The following is a 19,367-nucleotide window of genomic DNA, read 5'->3' on the forward strand; positions in this document are numbered from 1 at the left end:
CGAAGTCGCGGGCACCAACCAGCGCCTCGACGACATCGTGATTACGCAGCTCAAGGATCACGGCAAACGCATCGCCGGGCAGGATGTCCGTATTTCGGCACTTGAAGCGGCGGAGAACAAACGCGCCGGGGGACTGTCCGTGCTTGCCGGCGTGGCTGCGGCGGCAGGCAGCCTCGGTGCGCTCATCATGAAGCTGATCGGCCCGATGTGAGCTGCCGGGAACAGAAAAGAGAGAGCCCCCAACTGAGGAAGGGGGCTTTGTTGTACACCCCACGCGTGTGGGGAAGACCTTATCGCTTTCGGTTACTGGCTGCGCGGACTGGAAACACCCCCACATGTGTGGGGAAGACCTTCGAGATACGTCTGCTGAAACCCCCGACCGAGAAACACCCCCACATGTGTGGGGAAGACACTAAACGCTCCTTGAACTTTTTTCTCCATACATTGATTGCTCCGAGAAAGCAAAGAGGGGAATCAGGCTGTACTCCGTGAGGGGAATCAGGCTGTACTCCGTAGAAGTCGTTCAGGGTGTTCCCTCTAGTCTCGGCGTGGCATGGTGAGGCCTGGAACGATTTTTCGGAGTTATCAAAATGGATCTGATTGTCGAAATGTGGCCTGTGGAGCGTCTGGTTCCCTACGCCCGGAACCCCCGCAAAAATGACGAGCAGGTCGGGAAGATGGCGGCGAGTATCCGGGAGTTCGGATTCCGTATCCCCATTGTCGCCAAGTCCGACGGCAGCGTCGTTGACGGGCATTTGCGGTTAAAAGCGGCCCTCATGCTCGGCTTGTCCGAGGTGCCCGTTGCCCTTGTGGACGACCTGACCGACGTGCAGGTGAAGGCGTTCCGCATCATGGCCAACAAGTCGGCGGAGTGGGCGGCATGGGATGACGGCTTGCTCAAGCTCGAACTCGAAGACCTCAAGGAACTGGATTATGACCTGCTGCTGACCGGGCATGAGCTTTTGGAACTCGACGATATCCTGAAGGACGCCGCCGAGCCTGAGCCGCCCGCCGTTCCCGAATCGTTCCCCGAATTTGATGAGGGGATCAAGACCTCCCACCAGTGCCCGAAGTGCGGCTATGAGTGGTAGCAAACCCCCGTACCGTGTTCCCCTCATGCGGGAGATTGAGGAGGTGCCCGGCAACGGGTTTTCCGTCGTTTCGACCTTTTCCGGCGGCGGGGGAAGCTGCCTCGGCTATCGGATGGCGGGGTATCGCGTCCTGTACGCCTCGGAGTTCATCCCGGAAGCGCAGAAGACCTATCGGCTCAACCATCCCGGCGTCTCTCTGGACGCGCGGGACATCCGGCAGGTCACGCCGGAGAGCATCCTTGAAATCGTCGGCAAGCGGACCGGAGAGATAGACCTCTTCGATGGATCCCCGCCGTGCTGCGCGTTCTCCGTCTGCGGCAAGCGCGAAAAGGGGTGGGGTAAGCCCCACCCCTACAGCGACAGGGCGCAGCGCGTGGATGATCTCTTTTTCGAGTACACGCGGCTGCTCAAGGGGCTCCGGCCCAAGGTGTTCGTCGCGGAGAACGTCAAGGGGCTTACTATCGGGACGGCCAAGGGGTACTTCAAGCTCATCCTGCGCGCCCTCAAGGAATGCGGTTACCGCGTGAAGGCCGCGGTACTCAATGCGCAGAACCTCGGTGTCCCGCAGAGCCGGGAGCGGCTGATCTTCATCGGTGTCCGCGAGGATCTGAACCGGGAACCCGTCTACCCGAAGCCTCTCCCCTATGTGTACACGCTGCGGGATGCGTTCGAGGGCTTGGAGAACGATCCGCAGGAGGTCGCCCGACTGCTTGAGGACGGGCGCCGCTACAAATGGGGGAAGGTGCTTTCCCTGCTTCCGCGTGACCCGTACAAGCCGTTGACGGGTGCCTCAGTGATGAACGGTTCCTACTTCAACCTGCGACGGGAGAGCCTCTACGCCCCCTGCGGGACGGTTTGCCAGATGAACGGGAACCCTTCCGCCTGTGGGAACAGCCACCCGCTCGAAGATCGGAAGTTCACCATCCCGGAATTGCGGCGGATCATGTCCATTCCCGACGACTTCATCCTGACGGGGACGTATGCCCAGCAGTGGGAGCGCCTCGGGCGCATGGTCCCGCCCGTGATGATGGGCCATATCGCAAAGACGATAGAGAGGGAAATCCTATGCCGCCTGTAGAGAAGAAAGCCCCACGGGGAAGGCCTCAAAAGGCATACAGCCCCAAGGAAGCCGGAGTGGTGCAGTCCATGTCACAGTACGGCGTCCCCCACGAGGACATTGCCGCGACCATCGGCATGTGCGTGGAGACGATGCAGCGCCTGTACAGCCATGAATTGGCGCAGGGCAGGGCGGTCGCCAACGCCAAGATCGGCAAGCGGCTTTTCGATAAGGCGATATCCGGCGACACCACCGCCCTCATCTTTTGGGCCAAGGTCCGCATGGGCTGGAAGGAAACGCAGAAAGTGGAGCCTTCATTGGGAGAGGGCGGGCCGGACGCACAGCGGGACTTTGAAGCTGTCATGGCGGTCTATCGCGGTGAGAAGTAGGCCGATCCTCCTGCCCTATCAGGCCCGCTGGCTTGAGGACGATTCCCGTTTCAAGATCGGCATGTTTTCCCGGCAGTCCGGCAAGACGTTCGTGGCGACGCTTGAAATCGTGCTCGATATGATCCGGGCGGAAATGGAAGGGCGCCGTACGCGCTGGCTTATCCTGTCTCGCGGAGAGCGTCAGGCGCGGGAAGCCATTGAGGAGGGCGTCGGGCTCCATCTCCGTGCGCTGGACGTTGCTTTCCGTGGCCTCCCTTCGGGGTTCAGGCTTGGCGAACGCACGGAATGCAAGGCTATGGAAGTCGCCTTCCGGGGCGGCTCCCGCGTGACGGCGCTCCCCGCGAACCCGGATACCGCACGCGGCTTTTCCGCCAACCTGCTTCTCGACGAGTTCGCTTTCCATCGGGACAGCAAGAAGATCTGGAAGGCCCTTTTCCCCGTCGTCTCGAAAAGCGGTTTGAAACTCCGCATCGTTTCCACGCCGAACGGCAAGGGGAACCGATTCTACGAGCTCATGACCGGGAAAGAAGGTGATCTTTGGTCCCGGCATGTCGTGGATATTTACCAAGCCGTTTCGCAGGGGCTGGATCGCAATGTCGACGAACTGAGGGAAGGCTGCGGCGACCCCGACACATGGGCGCAGGAGTATGAACTCCAATGGCTGGACGAGTCCACGGCATGGCTTCCTTTTTCGCTCATTACCGATGCCGAGGACGATGAGGCGGGGAAGCCTTCCCATTCCTGTGGTGGGCCGTGCTTCATTGGGGTGGACATCGGACGGCGGCGTGACCTGTTCGTCATTTGGGTTCTGGAAAAGGTGGGCGACGTGCTCTGGACGCGGGAAATCGTCGAGCGCCGGGGGGCGACGTTTGCGGAACAGGATGCAATCCTTGACGACGTATTCGCCCGGTACAATGTGGCTCGTTGCTGCATGGACCAGACGGGCATGGGTGAGAAGCCGCTTGAAGACGCGCAGCGGCGCCACGGCGCATCTTGCGTCGAGGGCGTGCTGTTCACGGCGACGAACAAGCTGGCCTTGGCCACGCTCGGCAAGGCGGCTTTCGAGGAGCGCAAGATACGCATCCCCATGGGCGTGCAGGCGCTCCGGGCCGATCTTCATAAGCTGAGGAAGGTGAGCGGGCCGACGGGAGCCCCTCGGTTCGTCGCTGACTCGGATTCGGACGGGCACGCCGACCGGACATGGGCCTGTTTCCTTGCCGTCTCCGCGTCGAGTTCCCCCGGATTTGAGTATGGCTATACTCCGGCGGGCGCACGGGACGACTTTTACGGGATGGACGATGACGACGATGCAAGAGGAGCATGGTAATGCCGATGCTGTATGATGCCGACGGGAACCCGATAGATAAAACGAGGCTTGTGGAAGAGATCGCCGCACCCACGGTGACGGGGGTTCGGCAAATCCTGTCCGGGCATCCGGCGCAGAACCTTTCTCCGCGCCGTCTTGCCGCGTTGCTGCTTGCCGCCGAGCAGGGCGACGCCGTGGCCTATCTTGAGCTTGCCGAGGAGATGGAAGAGAAGGATCTCCATTACCGTTCGGTCCTTTCCACGCGCAAGTTGCAGGTGTCGGGCCTCCCCGTGACGGTTGAGGCGGCGTCCGATGCCGCCGAGGACGTGAAGGCGGCCGACCTCGTGCGCGACTTCCTGAGCACGGGCGTCCTCGCCAACGCCATGCAGGATATCCTCGACGCCGTGGGCAAGGGCTTTTCCGCCTGTGAAATCCTGTGGGATACGGAAGGGAAGGCGTGGTATCCTTCCTCGATCCTCTGGCGAGATCCCCGGTGGTTTGAGTTCGACCGTCTGGACGGCGTGACGCTCCGGCTCAAGGGCGAAAACGGCCTTCCGGAACCGCTCGCACCCGCGAAGTTCATCACCCACGTCCACAAGAGCAAGAGCGGGCTCCCCATCCGGGGAGGACTCGCCCGGCCTGTGGCGTGGTACTATCTCTTCAAGAATTTTGGCATCAAGTCGTGGGTGCAGTTCGCGCAGGTCTTCGGCTTCCCGCTGCGGCTCGGGCGGTATGATGCCCACGCCACGCCGGACGAGAAGGAAAAGCTCCTCCGAGCCGTCCGTAACATCGCGCAGGATGCGGCGGCGATCATCCCCGCGAACATGCAGATCGAGTTCCAGTCCACGGACGTGCGTGGGAACGTGACCGTGTTCGAGGGCATGGCTTCTTATTTCGATAAGCAGATTTCCAAGATCGTGCTGGGCCAGACGGGGACCACGGACGTGGGCCAGCACGTCGGCACGGCGAACGCCCACGAGAAGGTCAGGGAAGACATCGAGGCGTCGGACGCCGCGCAGCTCTCCGCGACGCTCAACCGCGATTTGGTGCGACCCCTCGTCGACCTGAACCTTGGCCCCCGCAAGCGGTATCCCTACCTCAAGGTCGCCCGCGAGAAAAAAGAGGATGTGAGCGCGTTGGTGGACAACATCGTGAAGCTCGCCGCCGTCGCCCCGAACTTGGTGGAGGTATCCGTCATCCGTGACAGGCTCGGCGTACCCGAACCCGCAAAGGGTGCCGAGGTTATCGGGATGAAGCCATCCGTACCGTCTTCACCTGAACTCCCTGATGGTCTGCCGCCCGTTCCTCCTGCGCCACACAAGGCCGCTCAAGCCGTCCAGTCTCCGCAGCCCACCCCCGCGCCGGATCCGATCAGCCTTGCCGTGCAGGAAGAACTGGACGGATGGGAGCCGCTGGTGTCGCCGTTGGTCAATCCAATCCTCGCGCTTGCCGCGCGGTGCTCGTCCTACGAAGATTTCCTTGCCGGGCTTCCCGGCGTCCTGAAGGAACAGGACGCGGCGCCGCTGGCCCGTTCCCTTTCTTTCGCCATGTTCGATCAGCGCGTGAAGGGCGGCGGCAATGGAAGGGCGTAGTTTCCCTTCCATCCCGTTCGACGAGGCGGTCAGGGCGCTCAGGCGGCGCGGCACGAACCTCTTTCCCTCGGAGCATTGGGCGTCCGTTTGGCAGGAGCAGCATCAGGCCGGGTTTACCGTGGCGCGTTCCGCCGGGTTCGACATCGTAAAGGACATCCATACCGCGCTTGTGGACGCGATGGAACGCGGCAGGACGTTCGACGACTTCAAGCGCGGGCTCATCCCCGTGTTGCAGAAAAAAGGTTGGTGGGGCGACACTACCGCCGTTGACCCGAAGACTGGGGAACGGCACACGGTGCGGCTCGGCAGCGTCCGGCGGCTGGAGACCATATTCGACACGAATATGAGCGTGTCCTTTGCCGAGGGGCGTTGGGAGCAGCAGCAAGCGGTCAAGGACGCCTTCCCGTATTTGCGTTACACGGGGATCCTCGACAGCAGGATCAGGCCGCAGCACCGCCGCTGGCACGGGACTATTTTGCCGATCGACCATCCGTGGTGGAGGACGCACTACCCCCCGAACGGCTGGAAGTGCCGTTGCGACGCCATGAGCGTGTCTTTGGACGACATGCGGCGGTATGGCTGGAAGGTGAGCGGCGCCCCGGAAGACGGAGGCACGGTGACGTGGATCAACCCGGCTACCGGGGATGTGATTGAAGTCCCCGACGGCATCGATCCGGGGTGGGCCTACAATCCGGGGAATACCGACCGGGCGGCGCAGCTTGCCAAACTCGCTATGGATAAGCTCGTCACGCTCCCCGCCGAGGTCGGCGCGGCGGCGGTGGCGGAACTGGCCTTTGCCTTCCCGCAGGTCGAGCGGGAGCTTGGCGGCTGGCTCGAAGGCATTGCGGCGCGGGTGGCGGTCGGGGATTTCAGGACCACGGGCGAGCGCCGCGTGGTGGGCGCATTTGCAGACGACGTGCTGCGTTTTTTGGAAGGAAAGGGCTTAATCCCGACGACGGCGGCCATTTCCATTTCCGACGCCGATCTCACGCACGCCCTGCGATCGGCCAAGGTCGATCCCTTGCCGCCGGACGTGTGGAAGCGTCTGCCAAGTCTGCTGGTCGAACCTGAGGGCATCTATTGGGACAGGCAAAATTGACCAATGTCGTGATAAGTGGGAATAGAAAAACGTGATAACTTGGGATTTCATGGGATATAGTTTTGGGGAATCTGTAATTTCATTGACGAATATGTAACAGAAAGAGGGGGATTGCCTCCCCCTCTTTTTCCTTCTCCCCTCTTACCTTACCGCGGCGGCTTCGGCCCTGGCCTTCTTCGCCCCGGTTATGATTATCTTCTCGATTTCCGGTGCAAGCTCTGTCATGGACGCCGCAAACGACTTGACCAGGTCAGGTGGAAAGCCATTCCAGGAGCCTGCCGTCTTCTCAAAAATCCGAGCCATTTCCCGTATTCCGCGAGAGATGCCCCAGGCGGCCCCGGCATCAAAGCCAGCACTGAAGGCCGCATCCCGCATTTTCTTGATTCTTTGCTGTTCCTGCCTGATATATTCCGCTTCGTCTTGCGCGCTCCAAAATGGGGTTCTGGTCTCAGGCATCCTTACCTCCTTCCTTGTGACCTGTGATGTATTTGCGGTTTTCGGCGTTGAGCGCATCGCAGCAGATACGCAGAATATGCTCTGCCGCTTCGGGCTTCTTCTTATCCTTGAAGACGATGCAGACAAGCCGCCCGTCCCGGCGGTCTTTTATGGCCGGAATACCCGCGTTGCTATGGGCTGGAAAAAAGCGATTCAGTCCCATTTTTCGTCTCCGAACAGTTCTACGGCAAAGATTCGCTGCTTCCCCTTGGCGGGAGTGAAGGCGGTTCTTTCGGCTCCCGTTACGGGCCAATACCAGCAGCACGGCCAGGCGATATATGGTTTTCCTTCGTTCGGGGTTTTATCCCACAAAGGGCGGCCGAACCTGACCCGCCCAATGAAGCCACCAAGAGGAAGAGTCAGCGGGCCGAAAATCCGGCTGGCCGCTTCCTTTTCTTTTCTGCCCATAGCGACCGGAGTGTGCAGCCACAACCATTGATTCCAGTATCTTTCCGGGAGCCGCCATAAACGAAATTCCGCAGACTTTTCCCGGCGCAAAATCAATTCTGCCCAGGGCTGGCGAATGGATATTGCATATTTGGGGAAAGACCGCGGCCTCTTCAAATGGGTAAGCATGGACGTTTTCCTTTCGGCTGCTCATCAGGCCGGAGCCGCCACGCCCCGGCGACGGCCCCGCGAGGGGCCGTTTCGCTTAGTTGTGTTCTTCTATAAAAGGCAGACTGCGGCGGTAGCTGAACGGGCCGAGCCGAAGCTCGATAATGATTTCCTCGCGTCCGTCCCTGATATGCCGTACTTCGCAGCCTTCCAGAGAGTGAAGGATGCCAACGGCTCCGAACAGGACAGCCCCGAACGTGACGCCAATCATCGCCAGCCCAGCCGACACATATCCGGCGGCTTTGCAGTTCAAAAGGTTCGCAAGTACGAAACCGATACCGGAAAGCCCTCCGCAAAGCGTGAATATGCCAAGCCACATATCAACGGCCTTATCCATAACTAACCCATGCCAGCGGCGTCTTGCAGCGCCCGCACGGTCATTTCCGCCGATTCTTCACCGCCGGAGAGTTCGACAAACTCCTGCCAGTGGTTTTCAATCAGCATGACCAGGGCGGCCTCGTCTATTGTGTCCTTATCCATGCAGGGCCTCCTTGAAGTCCTTTCCGGGTGAGAAAACAACCTTCCTGCCCGCGGGAATCTCGATTGCTTCCCCGGTTCTTGGATTGCGCCCGGTGCGGGCGTTGGTTTCCTTCACCTTCAATTTGCCCAAGCCGGGCAGAGAAACCTCCCCACCAGCAAGCAGTTCAGCGGCGGCTACGGAGCAGAACGCTTGCAGGGCCTTTTCCATGTCAACAATCCTAAGCGGGCGGTTATGCTCTTCCTTGACTGTTTCCGTTGCCTGTTTGATAAACTCGGTCTTGTCCATGATGTTCTCCTTTCATATTATTGAGGAAGCGGCGAAGCTGCCGGCATGGTGACAAACTCTCTGCGGAGGCGTTCCTGTATGTCGGGGTCATCCAGACGGTCAATCCATTGTTTCAGCGTTTCGATAACGCGCTGGAGGTCTTTCACTCCGCAGGCATTGGCGCTCTTTTTCGTTATCCGCCGGATATAAGCGGAAACGGCCTGTTCAGTCTTGCTTTTGACAATTCCCTCGTCGTACATGCTGAACCACAGGCTTTTGATTTTCCGAAGCTGGGGGTCTGTCGCGGTATGAAATCCTGCCTCGCGCATCCGCCGGAGGACTTCCTTTAGCTGGTAGGCGTTGAGTTCTTTTGTTGACGTCTTGCCGCTGACGCCTTCCAGCAGGGCGCGGTAATCCTCGTCAGACATGCCGAGCTTGCGGCGGCCTGTCTGTATGGCCTTGACAAGTCCGCTGGTGTTTATGGTCATTGCGCCCCCCCTTCAGCCGCGGCGAGGGCTTCGTCGCGGGTATCGCAAAAGAACTCGTCCACCTGTTCCAGCCTGCACCCGGCCTGAGCGAGCTTTTCCGGGGAAAGCTCACGCAAGGCCATTTTGTCGACCTCCTGCTTTGTACGGACGCAGGCGGCCAGTTCCGGGTCTTCAGAGTTCTTCAAAATGCCGAGCACCTGTTCCCAAGTGATTTTCTTCAGCGGCTTGGGAGTGGGCGGCGTCAATCTGAACCCGATAACGCCAAAATTCAGCGTTATGGAGCGTTTCTTGCTGAATAGTTCGGCCTTGTTTGCTTCACCGAAGCGGGTAAGGGCCTGACGCATGATTTCAAGGTCTTCCAGAATAGGCTCCGCCTGTTCAGCGCATTTCAGCTTCAGGGCGTCAATGTCTTCCTTCATTCCAAGTTCAAGCAGAGCAAGCTCACGCTCACGCGCCTTGACTCGTGCCAGCATGGCGTCCGCCTCGTTCAAGTTGTGGACGGTCGGAATATTCAGAACCGGTTTCGCTCGCTTGCCATTTTCTCCCTCCTGGGCTTCTTGAAGTGCTTTGAAAAAATTGTTTGCCGCCTTGCCGTTCAGATTGATTCCCGTTACTCTGCCGTTTTTCATCCTAATTGTGATGGAGCTCCGCATGGCTGCCTCCTTTCAAAAGAATGTTGCCTGTTTCGGCGCTTCCGCCATTTCCCGGCGCTTCAACTCCTCGTCGACCTCGCGTTCAAGGGCTTTCGCCCTGTTCAGGTCGGACGGCGCACGAATCAGCAGATATGTATTCTGAGCAAGCCGCATCCTGCGCACCAGTTCAACAAATTCCCGGTCTGTCATGTTACACCTCCTATTGCCGCACCATGCGCACAACATCCGCCGTGACCTGCTTTTCCCCCACGCTGGCCGCAAGGTTCAGCGCGGCCGTGGCAAGGTTCGCAATCATGAGCGGATAGCCCATATAAATGCCGTCCCCCCGACTATCGGGCGACACGGTGAGATTTACGCGGATTTCTTCAATACCGTCCGGGCTGAAGGCCGCATTGAAATCCGCCCCCGCGTGCTCGAAACGGTGGCGAAGGTACGCGCCGGGGTCTGCTATGGCGGATAAGTGAACCACGTCGCACCGCTGCACGACTTCGCGGACGCTGGCATCCGTGACGCGGAGCTTCTTTTCAAGCTCGGTCTGGCCTATCAGGATGATGGAAAGCAGGCGGGCCAGGCCGTCCTTCAGTTCGTGAAAACGCTTCAAAGACTTGAGCGTGTGCCTGTGCAGGTCGTGCGCTTCCTCAATAATCAGGCAGTGCCGCATCCCCGCCGTGTGGCTGGCCTTCAGGATTTCATGCAGGCGGCGGAACCGCATTTCCGGGCTTGAAGGAATCTTTGCCCCCGGCTGCACCGTGCTGATAATGGCCTCGGCAATGTGCGAGGAACGCAGCGGCTTGCCCTGGGACTCATTGGCGGCCATTGCCAGGGTGTAAGGTTCAATGATGATGACGGGCAGGTTTTCGTCATGTATGCGCGTGACAAGCTCGTCCTTGAGCGTTGACTTGCCGGAGCCGGATTCCCCGACCAGGGCGAGAAAACCGCTTCCGGTCGCCGCCTGATACAGCGTTTCACGGGCAAAACGGATATCGGGAGACATGAACACGTCGGCGGATGTTTCCGGGTCGGCAAAGGGATTGCGCACCAGCCCGAACGTCTGCCGGGCTTGCATGGTGAGCGTTTGCTTGCGAAGAATCATAGGTTCCTCCTGTTCCGCCGTTTCTTCCGGGGCGGATTCCGGTTTCTGTTCCAATTCCTTCAGAGCCGTTTCCATGTCGCTTTCCGCCTTGCCGTGGGCGGCCGCGAGGGAAAGCATGGCTTCCCGGATTTCCGGCCAGCGCCTTTTAGGGAGCGTCCCGTGGTTCAAAAGCTGACTGAGCGCCGCCGGGGATATGCCGAGCTCTTCCGCCAGCTTCCGGCGTGAAGGAGCGAAATCGGAAAGGAGTTCCTTTATTGACATGCCGTTCTCCTTTCGCCTTCGGCGGGGATGAAGGTCAGCACGGAGGCGCGCCGGGGCATGAACTTCTCGCACATGCGGGCGACCACGTTTTCAATTTCCTTCCCCGGTACGGAATCCGGGTAGCGGGTGGAAAGCCATTCCATGCAGGCCGCGGCGTTCGCATCGTTCCAGACGTCCGGGTGTTCGCGTTTCATCATGACCGCGAACGCGACGCGCGACATGGGCATGGGTTCCGCCGTGGGCGCGGCCAGCTTGACGGGCTGCCCCGTCCTGCCGAGATACAGGGGCGCTTCTTTCACGTCGGCCATAATATTTGTGACCGATGACGGCCGCTTGCCCGCATTGTGCAGGCGTTCCGCCTCTTCCGCGGAGTCCACGCCGTAAGCCTGCTTTTTGATTTCTTCCAGAACCTTTTCCGAGTGAGTCTTCGGCATGGCCCTGTAACATTCGCCGAACACCGGAGCGGACAAGTCCTGATTGTACTGGTCCGTTTCCATCGGGGCGATATTGAACCGCTTTTCCGTACCGTCCGGCATATCCATCACGGCGACAATTTCCGGGGCCTTGAACGGGTTCAGCAGCACCCGCACGGATTCCCTTGCACTCAGGCCGTGGTAGGCCAGTTCCCGCAGGTCATAACTGCGGACGCCGTGGCTCGTGTGCGTGTTCACGGAAATAACAAAGTCGGTTCCCACGTTCCGGCGTTCCGTCTTCCATTGGGCAATGGCTTCCAGCACGTCCCGCGGAACCGTGCGCAGTTGCTCTTCCCGGATGGTCAGCCATGCGTTGTTGCGCGTCGTCTTCAGTCGGGAATGTTCGGCCCGTGCGCAGAAGTGCCGCCGCCAGCGGTCCGCCTCGCTTTGCAGATAGGCCACGTCCGGCACGTCAATAAAGCGCAGGCGGCTTTCAAACTGCTTTTCAATAATGTCCTGGTGGACTTCGACCGCGCCTGTAGCGTTTGCCGCGCCGGGCGCGTGGTGAATAAGCCGGATGTCCAGTTGTTCGCAGAAGTTCGTTATCAGCGACGCGGTATTGGCCGGGCCGGGGTCCGTGTAAAGGATGGACGGCAGTCCGTGCGCCGGGTCATGGTGGCCGCGGTCGGCAATGAACTCTATCAGGGTACGCAGGACGCCCTCGGCGGTTTCGCCCGCGGCCTGCTCGTACCTGACATAAAAGGCGTTGGAGGTATGGTCGACAACGACATAGCGCACAATGCGCCGGTTGCCGATTTCAGCAAGGTTTTTCGGTTTCTTCGCGTTGTAGGAACGCTCGTCCAGAAAGACGACGCGCTTTGTGCCGCGTATGCGGTACAGAATGCACACCGAGGCGTCCAGCAGCCAGGTATGATTAGGATGCAGGGAACGGACGCGCCCCGTGGGTTTTCCCTTCCTGAGCTGTTCCGGGTGGCAGCCGTATTGCCGCATTGCCCGGCTTATGGTTTCGACTGAGGGCATGGTGATTTCCCCCGTTTCGGGGTCGGCAATGCCTTCCCCGCTGCTTTTTGCGATAGTGACGGCAAGTTTCAGCGTCATGATTTGCTTGCCGTTTGCGCGCGGGAACAGCATGAGTTCGGCTATCTTGCGGCACAGGCTTTCCGGCACGCATGTTTCGCCCTTGTCCCGCCGCGGCTTCTTCCCGCTGGCCCATGCCGCGTACCGTTCAAGATACCTGTACCCGGTTTGAACCGAGACTCCGAGCGCGGAAGCCATGTTCTTCACCATGTCGCCACGCTCCCCGGAACAGAGGGCGGCCGCCTGAAGTCGCCGCGCCGTCTCGATCACGAGCTGCCGCTGTCCCGGTGAAAGTGAAGAAGCCATATCCGCCCGCCTTTATTCATTGTCCGTCCCGGCGTCTTCGCCTTCGGCCTCGTCGCCAAAGTCCACCGAGAACTCGGCGGAAAGGTCAACGTCGATTCCGTTGTCCAGAATGGCGGCAGTCATACCTTTCACCGCCAGGGAAATGCGCTGGTGGACATAGGCAAGCGTGTCCTCGTCCATGTCTTCATCGGCAAGCACAGACGCGCCGTAGGCCGCAAGCTGGGCCACAGCAAGGAGCGCGTCGCCGCTCTTTTTGTCCAGTTCTTCCCGCGCGGTCTTGTTCCGCAGTATCCGTTGCATCTCCCGGTCGGCGGGGTGCGGGCTGGTAGCGCGGATGTATTTTTCGTTGAGTTCGTCGTACTTCGCCGCCTGCGCTTCCATCACTTCGCCGCGGGCTTTGTAATCATTGCGCAAGTCTTCTTCCGCCTTCTTCAGCTTTTCAGCCTGGGCCGCGAGCTTCTTCGTTTCCGTTTTCGCGGCGGTAAGCTGGGCACAGACAACGTCGAGGGCGGTTTTCAGGTCTTCCGAGGAATCCCTGGCGCTGCGCAGGGCTGCGAAAACTTCCTGTTTCGTCTCTTCCGGTGCGTCCTTCAGCGCCTTTCTTACCTTGCGCATGTCCCGAACTTTCAGGCCGAGTTCCTGCGCTTCGGAAAGGCAGCGTTCCCCAAGCGTGGCGAAGTTCTGGAGGTGTTCATTGACAGTATTTTTTGAAAAGCCCATACCTTCACAAAGTTGTTCAAATGTCGCGGGACGGAAGGTTTTGCCATCTGGACCTATAAGAACCTTGTTTTTGTAGGAGCCGGATTCCTTCATAGAAGAAAACCAGCGGATAACGGACAGGGACAGGCCGGAACTGATAGCCTGTGCCATTTTTACCTTGCCGATTTCTTCCGCCATGCGCAGGGACTCGGCATAATCAGCTTCGGACACGGCCACGGTATCGGTACGGGCCGCGGCAAGTTCCGCGTCGAGGGCGGCGGGGGTGGTGGTTTCGGGCGTGATATCGGACATGGCGTTACTCCTTTATGCGGCGGGACGCGGCCCGGTTCAGTCTGGTTTCAAGGTCTCCAATCTGCCGCTGGAGTTCCCCGAAGGCTAAGAAAAAAGTGCGGAGTTCATTGCGGAGATATTCAAGGTCTGCCCTGTTTCCGTGGGAACGGATTCGGTCGAAAATCCATTCCGCCCTGCTCTGAAAGTCGGCAAAGCGGTTGCTGTTTTGCAGGGCTGAGAGGGCAAGTCTGTGAAATTCCTCTTCCACGGGGTCCAGATTGTCCGTAGGACGTGATTTTGCGCGGTCCAACATATTATTTCTCCAACAGCCGGAAAGCCCCGGCGCTAACGTTGCGTTTGAAATCGTCCTGCCGTTCGCGGGCGGTCTTCAGGGCCAGGTCGCAGGCGGAGGCAAGGGCAATAGGCTTTGTGGTCAAAGCCCAGCGCCCTGTTTCCAGTTTTTGCGCCCAACCTACGGCTTTCAGGGATTCCATATCCCGGCAGACCACCGCCGCCGGAAGGCCGGTTTTTTCCGCAAGTTCGGTAATGGAAAGCCCGGAAACAATGTGCGGGGCAAGGGCCGTCATGAGCGCAACGCAGCGGGAAAGCTGGTTCTGGCGTTCGGGTTTCATTGTCTGCCCTCCTGTATGCGTCTGGCTTCCGCAAAGGCGCGCCTTTTCTGCCGGATGCCCCAGAGAAGGGCCTTGCATAGAGCTATGGAAAGATCGCGGTGGTAAAAGTAGTGAATAAGCAGCCAGGGAGCCGACATCCATGTGGTTGGGCCATTGTCCCGAAAAGTGATAGTCTTCGGGTCGGGCTGTCGGTATGACGCCTGAACCAGCCAGCCGTCCTGCCGGAGAATTTCGTCTACAGCCTCGTCGGTATCCCCTTCATCGCAAAGGGAGTTGAGGAACGCGCCCTGTTCTTTTCCAAATGTTTCCTCAATCCTTTCTTCCGTCCGGTTGAGAACATCGTCTTCCAGATAGTCCCGTACCCCGTTTTCATCTTCGCCTACACCATTCAGCCATGTGATTCGGTCAATGGAAATGCCGGAATAATAAAGCCGCTTTGCCAGGCGATTGAACATCTTCCGGTCAGGCATGGGGCACCTCCAGACTGTTTTCCAGCGCGGCCACACGTTCCGCGGCGGCGCGCAAGTTGGCGCGGAATATTTTCAGGAACTCCCATTCCTCGGCGGGCACCTTCCCGGCCAGGACGCCCAGGGAGACGGCCAGCCCTTCAAGGTCGGCGGCGAGGGACGGCAGTTGCGCGGAAGCGCCGGGCGTGGTAGGTACGGCGTGAAGATTGTTGCTGCTTTCTTCGTTTTTGGCCTTTTCGCTGTTGGCGCAGCGGAGGGCCTTTTCATCTATTCGGAGCTGATTGGCATACTCTGCCGCCTGCATTTTTGACGACATGAAGGCGAGGGGCGGTATTTGTCTTGTCTGCCCGGCGGCCGCGATCAGATTCGCCGCCCCCATGCGATAGGCTATTTCAACCAGCTTCCGAACGTAGTTCATGCTTTCGCTGCTCATGGTGTTTTCTCCTACAAGATTTCATCGGTTTCCGAGTCAACATGAATGTCTGCCTCAGGGCGGCCCGTCTTGTTGCAGCAGTCCAGGCAGATATAGCGGTCATACGGGCGGCCAAGCTCATAATCATAGCCGGAATCAATCCGCTCCATAGGGCTACCGCAATACGGGCATTCTCCTGTGAACAGTTCGAGTTCATCTATGGTCATGGCACAGCCTCCTTTTCAGCCTTCCGATTTCCTTCCTTAGCCTTTCTATCCGCGCCGCCTGCCGCCGGATAATCCGGTACAGTCTGGCAATTCTTCGCCCTGGGAAACGCCTCATACCGACGCCCGCTCTTCGATGATGCCTTCTTTCAGGCCCAGCAGTACGGCTGCGCGGTGGGCTTCGCCGCGCTTGCAGGAAGAACGGCGGGAGAAAATTTCATAAAGGACGCCCGGCCTGAATCCGTGCTCCCTTGCCCAATCGGCCTTGCTGATTCCCTTCTGGTCGAACTCGCGTTCCACGTCTTCCAGGGAACGCAGAAAGCCGTTTTCCGCCCGAGTTATCATATTTCCTCCTTGTGTCCCCGGAGCCCGTTTAGTAGGCTTTTGGGGAAGCGTGTTTTGTCGTGTTTTGTTGGATAAAACAATATATCCATCGGATAATATCGTCAAGATATTTTTATCCGACAAAGGTAACTTATGCAGGATTCAACATTAGCGGATAGGCTCAGAAAGTTACGAGGAAATACACCAAGGAAGGCGTTTTCTCTGAAATATGGCATTCACGAACAGAGCCTTATACGGTATGAGAAAGGGACGCGTACCCCGGATAATGAAATTATCCGACGGATAGCATTAGGAGAAAATGTTTCATTTGACTGGCTGCTTTCAGGCGTCGGCCCCGAAAACAATGACGACATTCAAAATGACCGACATGTCGGTCGTTTTGAGAAACCTTTAGAGGGGCAACCTGTTGAATTTTTTAGAGGTGAAGATAAAGGAACGACCGACATGTCGGCCGTTTTAGTCCTTCAGCAGCAATTACTTGATTCTCTACGGGAACAAAATCGTCTACTTCAAGAAAACGCGAATCTTCGTCTCCAGTTAGAACGTCGAGACCAGCGCATTCGGGAGCTCGAAAAAGAAAACGCCGGGCTCAGGGAGGCGCAGAAGGGGCCTGCCTTTGTACGCCATACGGCTGCGGGGGAAGCGAATTAACGTCTACGGGCCGAATACGATTTTCAAAAAAGAGTAATTCAGTGCAGGTTATTGCGGTTCGTTTTTGAGTTTTTGGCGTTTTCCCCCTCAAAATCGTCAACGTTACTACATATACGTCAATTTTTCCCCAGGCGTTCCATTTTTGTGTATCCTTTTTGCAAAGGAGGATGCACACATGGCTGAACGATATGCGGAACTGTTGGACGATGTAGCTGCGAAAGTGGCGAACATGGCCCGCTGCGGGCTTCCTCCTATGGATGAAGTACAGGCGAAGGACTTCGGGCGGCGTGTTGCGGACATGCTGGCCGAGGATTGGGGCGGGTCCAGCGTATATATACCGAAGAACCTCGCGTCCCGTTTCCGCCGCCGGGACGCGCTTCTGTACCGGGAATTTACCGGGGACAATGTTCAGGACCTTGCGCAGAAATACGGCCTGACGCAGCAGCGGGTCTATGCAATCATCAAGGCGGAACGCGCCCGCCGGGCCTGTGCGCAGCTTTCCCTTCCCGGTTTGTCCGGCATGTTCTCCTGACCTTTTCCGGGCCTTTTCCTAAAGCCCTTTCAAAGACGCCTCCGGTTGGCTGCCGTATCGTAACGGCAAATCAAACGGAGGTTTTTCATGTTGAGCAAATTCTTTTCCGCCCGCTTCTGGTTCCCCTATCTGGTTCTTGCCGCCCTGTTCCTTGTGGCCGTGCTGGGTGTTCTTGCCCCGCACCAGTTGCCCGTGGTGCTGTACAAGGGGGCGCTGGTGCTCCTGGCCGCGCTGGTGGGGCACGTTATCAGCGTGGGCTTCTGCCCGTATGCCCGCCTGACGAGCTATCTTGTGGAGGACTGGCGCAAGAACCCCGACGCGGACGGCGGTTCCGACGTGGACTATCCGATTGTGGAGGGCTACGCGGGCGTGTTCGCCGCGGCGCTGGTGTATCGAGCGATTACCGTCGGAGCGGTGGTGCTGGCCTTCTGCCTGGGGCTGTAGCCATGCGCATTTTGAAAGAATGGCTTGAAACCCTGAACGCAATCGGGGCGGCCGTGCTGGTGATTGTCTTGGTGGTGTTCTTGTTCTTCATCGACATGAGCCTGGCCGCCGGAAGCGCCCATGCGGCGGAAACGACGATACCGCGCGCGGCGCTCCAGTACCGCGCCCAGCTTACCCGCGAAGCGCGGGCGGTGTGGGGTATGGAGGCTCCGGTCGCCATTTTTGCCGCGCAGATTCACACTGAAAGCTGGTGGCGCAATGACACGGTGTCGGCGGTGGGCGCTCAGGGGTTGGCGCAGTTCATGCCGTCGACGGCCCGCTGGCTGCCTACGGTCGCGCCGGAAACGGGCACGCCCGCGCCGTTCAACCCGGCATGGTCGCTTAGGGCCTGCGTGACCTATGACAAATGGCTGTATGACCGCCTGCGCCCCATGAGGGCCGCGTCTCTGGCTGTTTGTGACCGCATGGCCTTCACCTTGTCGGGCTATAACGGGGGCATCGGGTGGGTGGGCAAGGACCGCGCCTTGGCGGCCCGCACGGGGCGCAACCCGGACCGCTGGTTCGGGCACGTTTCTGACGTGAACGCGGGCCGCAACAAGAGCGCCATAAAAGAGAATCGGCGTTATGTGACGCTGATTTTCCAGAGACAGAGCGCCTACGTCAACGCCGGTTGGGGTCCGGGGGTGAATCGTGTTGAAGCTCCTTAGCCGGCTGGGCGGCCTTGCCGACAATACGCTGCCCGCCCTGGTGTGCGTGCTGGCCTTTGTGGCCGGATACGTCCACGGAACGGATACGGCGGAAAAGGAAGGCAAGGCACGGATAGCAGCCCTGCAAGCGGCCTGGGCCGAACAGGAGCGCGCCCGTGCCGAAGCCGCGGCCGCCGCCGAAAAGAACGCCCGCGAGCGTCTGGCGGCGGCCACGGAACGAGGGGACAGGCTGGCCGCTGAACTGACGAAGACCACGCGGGCGCTGGATACGGCCCGCGCCGACCTGAACAGGAGAATCCGCGATGTTTCGGAAAGTGCCCGCCGCGCTTGCCCTGGCCTGTCTGCTGAGTGGGTGCGGCTCTACAATGAAGCCCTCGGCCTTGCCGAACCCGGCACCGGTCATAGCGCCGGAAGTAAAAAGCCCGGTGCCGTCCGCTCTGCTGATACTGCCGACGCCGCCGGAGCCGCTTTCTCCGGGGTACAGCCGGACGCATTGACCACGCCGGAGGACATTCTGGCGCATATCCGCGACTATGGCGGGTACTGCCGACGACTTGAGGCGGGATACCGGGCGCTCATTACCTTACAGCATGGAGATTCCCCATGACAGACCTGTTGACTGAACTTGACCGCTGGTGGCCGGTGCTGGGGATACTCGCCACCGTATTTTACGGCTGGGGCATCTACCACCTGTCCAGGCGTTTTGCCACCAAGGAAGAATATGAAGCCGTCAGAACGGAACAGGAAAGCATGTCCGGCCGGTTGGAAGAACTGGAAAGGCGCATGGAAACGGTGCCGGATGCCAGGACAATGCACAGGATACAGCTTTCCCTTGAAGAACTCAGAGGCGACATGAAGGCCGTCTGCACCCGTATGGACGGGGTGGAAACGTCCATTTCCGGCATGAAGAATCAAATCAATATCCTTGTGCAGCACCATTTGGAGAACAGCAGAGTATGAAAAACCGGACTTTGAACGAATTGCAGGCATCTTACCGCCGGGCGGTGATTCTCCGTTTTCTGGCAGAGGACTTTGACCATGCCATTGATACGGAACTTCTGCGGGCGGCGCTGCGGGCTGTGAGCTACGGCGTGCCGCGCGCTCAGGTGAACGAGGACGCGGGCTGGCTGGAACGTCACGGCCTTGTGACCTGTGAGGACGTGGGCGACGCGCTGATAGTAAAGATTACCCGGCGCGGGCTTGACGTTGTGTCGGGGGATGAAATCGTCGACGGCGTGGAACGTTCCTGCCTGGAGGGGTGA

31 protein-coding genes and 1 other RNA gene are annotated in these 19,367 nt (G+C 59.2%); 14 read left to right on the plus strand and 18 right to left on the minus strand.

Going from position 1 to position 19,367, the window contains the following annotated elements; genetic code table 11:
• The 7 genes from ACZM8Y_RS11245 to ACZM8Y_RS11275 all read left to right on the plus strand — a co-directional run.
• Window positions 1-211, plus strand: a 211-nt coding sequence (locus ACZM8Y_RS11245) for a hypothetical protein (protein WP_489501733.1), incomplete at its 5' end; no start/stop codon positions are given.
• Between the two features lie 379 nt (window positions 212-590).
• Window positions 591-1,091 (plus strand): ParB N-terminal domain-containing protein, encoded by a 501-nt coding sequence (locus ACZM8Y_RS11250; protein ID WP_482334677.1) that lies wholly within the window; start codon window positions 591-593, stop codon window positions 1,089-1,091.
• Between the two features lie 25 nt (window positions 1,092-1,116).
• Entirely contained in the window at window positions 1,117-2,169 is a 1,053-nt protein-coding gene (locus ACZM8Y_RS11255) for a DNA cytosine methyltransferase (RefSeq protein WP_487480278.1), read from the plus strand.
• Between the two features lie 56 nt (window positions 2,170-2,225).
• Complete coding sequence (locus ACZM8Y_RS11260) at window positions 2,226-2,537, plus strand: hypothetical protein (protein ID WP_482334681.1); 312 nt, start codon at window positions 2,226-2,228, stop codon at window positions 2,535-2,537.
• Window positions 2,500-3,864 (plus strand): phage terminase large subunit family protein, encoded by a 1,365-nt coding sequence (locus ACZM8Y_RS11265; RefSeq protein ID WP_489501734.1) that lies wholly within the window; start codon window positions 2,500-2,502, stop codon window positions 3,862-3,864. The genes ACZM8Y_RS11260 and ACZM8Y_RS11265 overlap by 38 nt, the downstream gene beginning before the upstream one ends.
• On the plus strand, window positions 3,864-5,435 hold the full coding sequence (locus ACZM8Y_RS11270; protein ID WP_479858774.1) for a DUF935 domain-containing protein: 1,572 nt from the start codon (window positions 3,864-3,866) through the stop codon (window positions 5,433-5,435). The genes ACZM8Y_RS11265 and ACZM8Y_RS11270 overlap by 1 nt, the downstream gene beginning before the upstream one ends.
• Complete coding sequence (locus ACZM8Y_RS11275) at window positions 5,422-6,534, plus strand: phage head morphogenesis protein (RefSeq protein ID WP_489501735.1); 1,113 nt, start codon at window positions 5,422-5,424, stop codon at window positions 6,532-6,534. Before ACZM8Y_RS11270 ends, ACZM8Y_RS11275 begins: the two co-directional genes overlap by 14 nt.
• Before the next feature lie 141 nt (window positions 6,535-6,675).
• On the opposite strand, the gene ACZM8Y_RS11280 is transcribed toward ACZM8Y_RS11275, so the two are convergent.
• From ACZM8Y_RS11280 to ACZM8Y_RS11365, 18 genes are all read right to left on the minus strand, one after another.
• Entirely contained in the window at window positions 6,676-6,990 is a 315-nt protein-coding gene (locus tag ACZM8Y_RS11280; RefSeq protein WP_347864977.1) for a hypothetical protein, read from the minus strand.
• On the minus strand, window positions 6,983-7,192 hold the full coding sequence (locus ACZM8Y_RS11285; protein ID WP_347864976.1) for a hypothetical protein: 210 nt from the start codon (window positions 7,190-7,192) through the stop codon (window positions 6,983-6,985). The genes ACZM8Y_RS11280 and ACZM8Y_RS11285 overlap by 8 nt, the downstream gene beginning before the upstream one ends.
• Window positions 7,183-7,605, minus strand: coding sequence for an ASCH domain-containing protein (locus tag ACZM8Y_RS11290; RefSeq protein ID WP_347864975.1), 423 nt, complete (start codon window positions 7,603-7,605; stop codon window positions 7,183-7,185). The genes ACZM8Y_RS11285 and ACZM8Y_RS11290 overlap by 10 nt, the downstream gene beginning before the upstream one ends.
• Window positions 7,606-7,616: 11 nt before the next feature.
• Window positions 7,617-7,683, minus strand: an RNA gene (locus tag ACZM8Y_RS11295) — hammerhead ribozyme type II.
• Entirely contained in the window at window positions 7,682-7,981 is a 300-nt protein-coding gene (locus ACZM8Y_RS11300; RefSeq protein WP_347864974.1) for a hypothetical protein, read from the minus strand. Before ACZM8Y_RS11300 ends, ACZM8Y_RS11295 begins: the two co-directional genes overlap by 2 nt.
• A 2-nt stretch (window positions 7,982-7,983) precedes the next feature.
• Window positions 7,984-8,124 carry a hypothetical protein gene (locus ACZM8Y_RS11305; protein ID WP_347864973.1) on the minus strand — a complete coding sequence of 47 codons (141 nt, stop codon included), beginning with the start codon at window positions 8,122-8,124 and terminating at the stop codon, window positions 7,984-7,986.
• Window positions 8,117-8,410, minus strand: coding sequence for an HU family DNA-binding protein (locus ACZM8Y_RS11310; RefSeq protein WP_347864972.1), 294 nt, complete (start codon window positions 8,408-8,410; stop codon window positions 8,117-8,119). Before ACZM8Y_RS11310 ends, ACZM8Y_RS11305 begins: the two co-directional genes overlap by 8 nt.
• Before the next feature lie 17 nt (window positions 8,411-8,427).
• The gene (locus ACZM8Y_RS11315) at window positions 8,428-8,877 is read right to left on the minus strand and encodes a phage protein GemA/Gp16 family protein (RefSeq protein ID WP_347864971.1); all 450 of its coding nucleotides are present in this window, start codon (window positions 8,875-8,877) and stop codon (window positions 8,428-8,430) included.
• Complete coding sequence (locus ACZM8Y_RS11320; RefSeq protein WP_489501737.1) at window positions 8,874-9,530, minus strand: host-nuclease inhibitor Gam family protein; 657 nt, start codon at window positions 9,528-9,530, stop codon at window positions 8,874-8,876. Before ACZM8Y_RS11320 ends, ACZM8Y_RS11315 begins: the two co-directional genes overlap by 4 nt.
• A 12-nt stretch (window positions 9,531-9,542) precedes the next feature.
• Window positions 9,543-9,719 carry a hypothetical protein gene (locus ACZM8Y_RS11325; RefSeq protein WP_347864968.1) on the minus strand — a complete coding sequence of 59 codons (177 nt, stop codon included), beginning with the start codon at window positions 9,717-9,719 and terminating at the stop codon, window positions 9,543-9,545.
• A 10-nt stretch (window positions 9,720-9,729) separates the two neighbouring features.
• Window positions 9,730-10,884 (minus strand): AAA family ATPase, encoded by a 1,155-nt coding sequence (locus ACZM8Y_RS11330; protein ID WP_347864967.1) that lies wholly within the window; start codon window positions 10,882-10,884, stop codon window positions 9,730-9,732.
• Complete coding sequence (locus ACZM8Y_RS11335) at window positions 10,875-12,701, minus strand: hypothetical protein (RefSeq protein ID WP_459613028.1); 1,827 nt, start codon at window positions 12,699-12,701, stop codon at window positions 10,875-10,877. Before ACZM8Y_RS11335 ends, ACZM8Y_RS11330 begins: the two co-directional genes overlap by 10 nt.
• 12 nt (window positions 12,702-12,713) lie before the next feature.
• Window positions 12,714-13,712 (minus strand): hypothetical protein, encoded by a 999-nt coding sequence (locus ACZM8Y_RS11340; RefSeq protein ID WP_459613029.1) that lies wholly within the window; start codon window positions 13,710-13,712, stop codon window positions 12,714-12,716.
• A 293-nt stretch (window positions 13,713-14,005) separates the two neighbouring features.
• Window positions 14,006-14,323, minus strand: a complete 318-nt coding sequence (locus ACZM8Y_RS11345; protein ID WP_459613031.1) for a helix-turn-helix domain-containing protein — start codon at window positions 14,321-14,323, stop codon at window positions 14,006-14,008.
• On the minus strand, window positions 14,320-14,793 hold the full coding sequence (locus tag ACZM8Y_RS11350; protein ID WP_459613032.1) for a hypothetical protein: 474 nt from the start codon (window positions 14,791-14,793) through the stop codon (window positions 14,320-14,322). Before ACZM8Y_RS11350 ends, ACZM8Y_RS11345 begins: the two co-directional genes overlap by 4 nt.
• Complete coding sequence (locus tag ACZM8Y_RS11355; protein ID WP_459613033.1) at window positions 14,786-15,223, minus strand: hypothetical protein; 438 nt, start codon at window positions 15,221-15,223, stop codon at window positions 14,786-14,788. The genes ACZM8Y_RS11350 and ACZM8Y_RS11355 overlap by 8 nt, the downstream gene beginning before the upstream one ends.
• Before the next feature lie 11 nt (window positions 15,224-15,234).
• Window positions 15,235-15,429 carry a hypothetical protein gene (locus ACZM8Y_RS11360; RefSeq protein ID WP_459613034.1) on the minus strand — a complete coding sequence of 65 codons (195 nt, stop codon included), beginning with the start codon at window positions 15,427-15,429 and terminating at the stop codon, window positions 15,235-15,237.
• A gap of 111 nt (window positions 15,430-15,540) precedes the next feature.
• Window positions 15,541-15,771, minus strand: a complete 231-nt coding sequence (locus ACZM8Y_RS11365) for a helix-turn-helix domain-containing protein (RefSeq protein ID WP_459613035.1) — start codon at window positions 15,769-15,771, stop codon at window positions 15,541-15,543.
• Window positions 15,772-15,903: 132 nt separating this feature from the next.
• On the opposite strand from ACZM8Y_RS11365, the gene ACZM8Y_RS11370 reads away from it, so the two are divergent.
• From ACZM8Y_RS11370 to ACZM8Y_RS11400, 7 genes are all read left to right on the plus strand, one after another.
• The gene (locus ACZM8Y_RS11370; protein ID WP_459613036.1) at window positions 15,904-16,422 is read left to right on the plus strand and encodes a helix-turn-helix domain-containing protein; all 519 of its coding nucleotides are present in this window, start codon (window positions 15,904-15,906) and stop codon (window positions 16,420-16,422) included.
• Window positions 16,423-16,597: 175 nt separating this feature from the next.
• Window positions 16,598-16,954, plus strand: a complete 357-nt coding sequence (locus tag ACZM8Y_RS11375; protein ID WP_459613037.1) for a Mor transcription activator family protein — start codon at window positions 16,598-16,600, stop codon at window positions 16,952-16,954.
• 87 nt (window positions 16,955-17,041) lie between these two features.
• A complete protein-coding gene (locus ACZM8Y_RS11380; RefSeq protein WP_459613038.1) occupies window positions 17,042-17,398 on the plus strand; it encodes a putative holin in 357 nt (118 codons plus the stop codon).
• Between the two features lie 95 nt (window positions 17,399-17,493).
• The gene (locus tag ACZM8Y_RS11385) at window positions 17,494-18,105 is read left to right on the plus strand and encodes a transglycosylase SLT domain-containing protein (RefSeq protein ID WP_459613064.1); all 612 of its coding nucleotides are present in this window, start codon (window positions 17,494-17,496) and stop codon (window positions 18,103-18,105) included.
• Window positions 18,089-18,712 (plus strand): hypothetical protein, encoded by a 624-nt coding sequence (locus tag ACZM8Y_RS11390; protein WP_459613039.1) that lies wholly within the window; start codon window positions 18,089-18,091, stop codon window positions 18,710-18,712. Before ACZM8Y_RS11385 ends, ACZM8Y_RS11390 begins: the two co-directional genes overlap by 17 nt.
• Entirely contained in the window at window positions 18,709-19,065 is a 357-nt protein-coding gene (locus tag ACZM8Y_RS11395) for a DUF2730 family protein (RefSeq protein ID WP_459613040.1), read from the plus strand. Before ACZM8Y_RS11390 ends, ACZM8Y_RS11395 begins: the two co-directional genes overlap by 4 nt.
• Window positions 19,062-19,367, plus strand: coding sequence for a VpaChn25_0724 family phage protein (locus ACZM8Y_RS11400; RefSeq protein WP_459613041.1), 306 nt, complete (start codon window positions 19,062-19,064; stop codon window positions 19,365-19,367). The genes ACZM8Y_RS11395 and ACZM8Y_RS11400 overlap by 4 nt, the downstream gene beginning before the upstream one ends.

Source organism: Bilophila sp. (assembly GCF_057864385.1).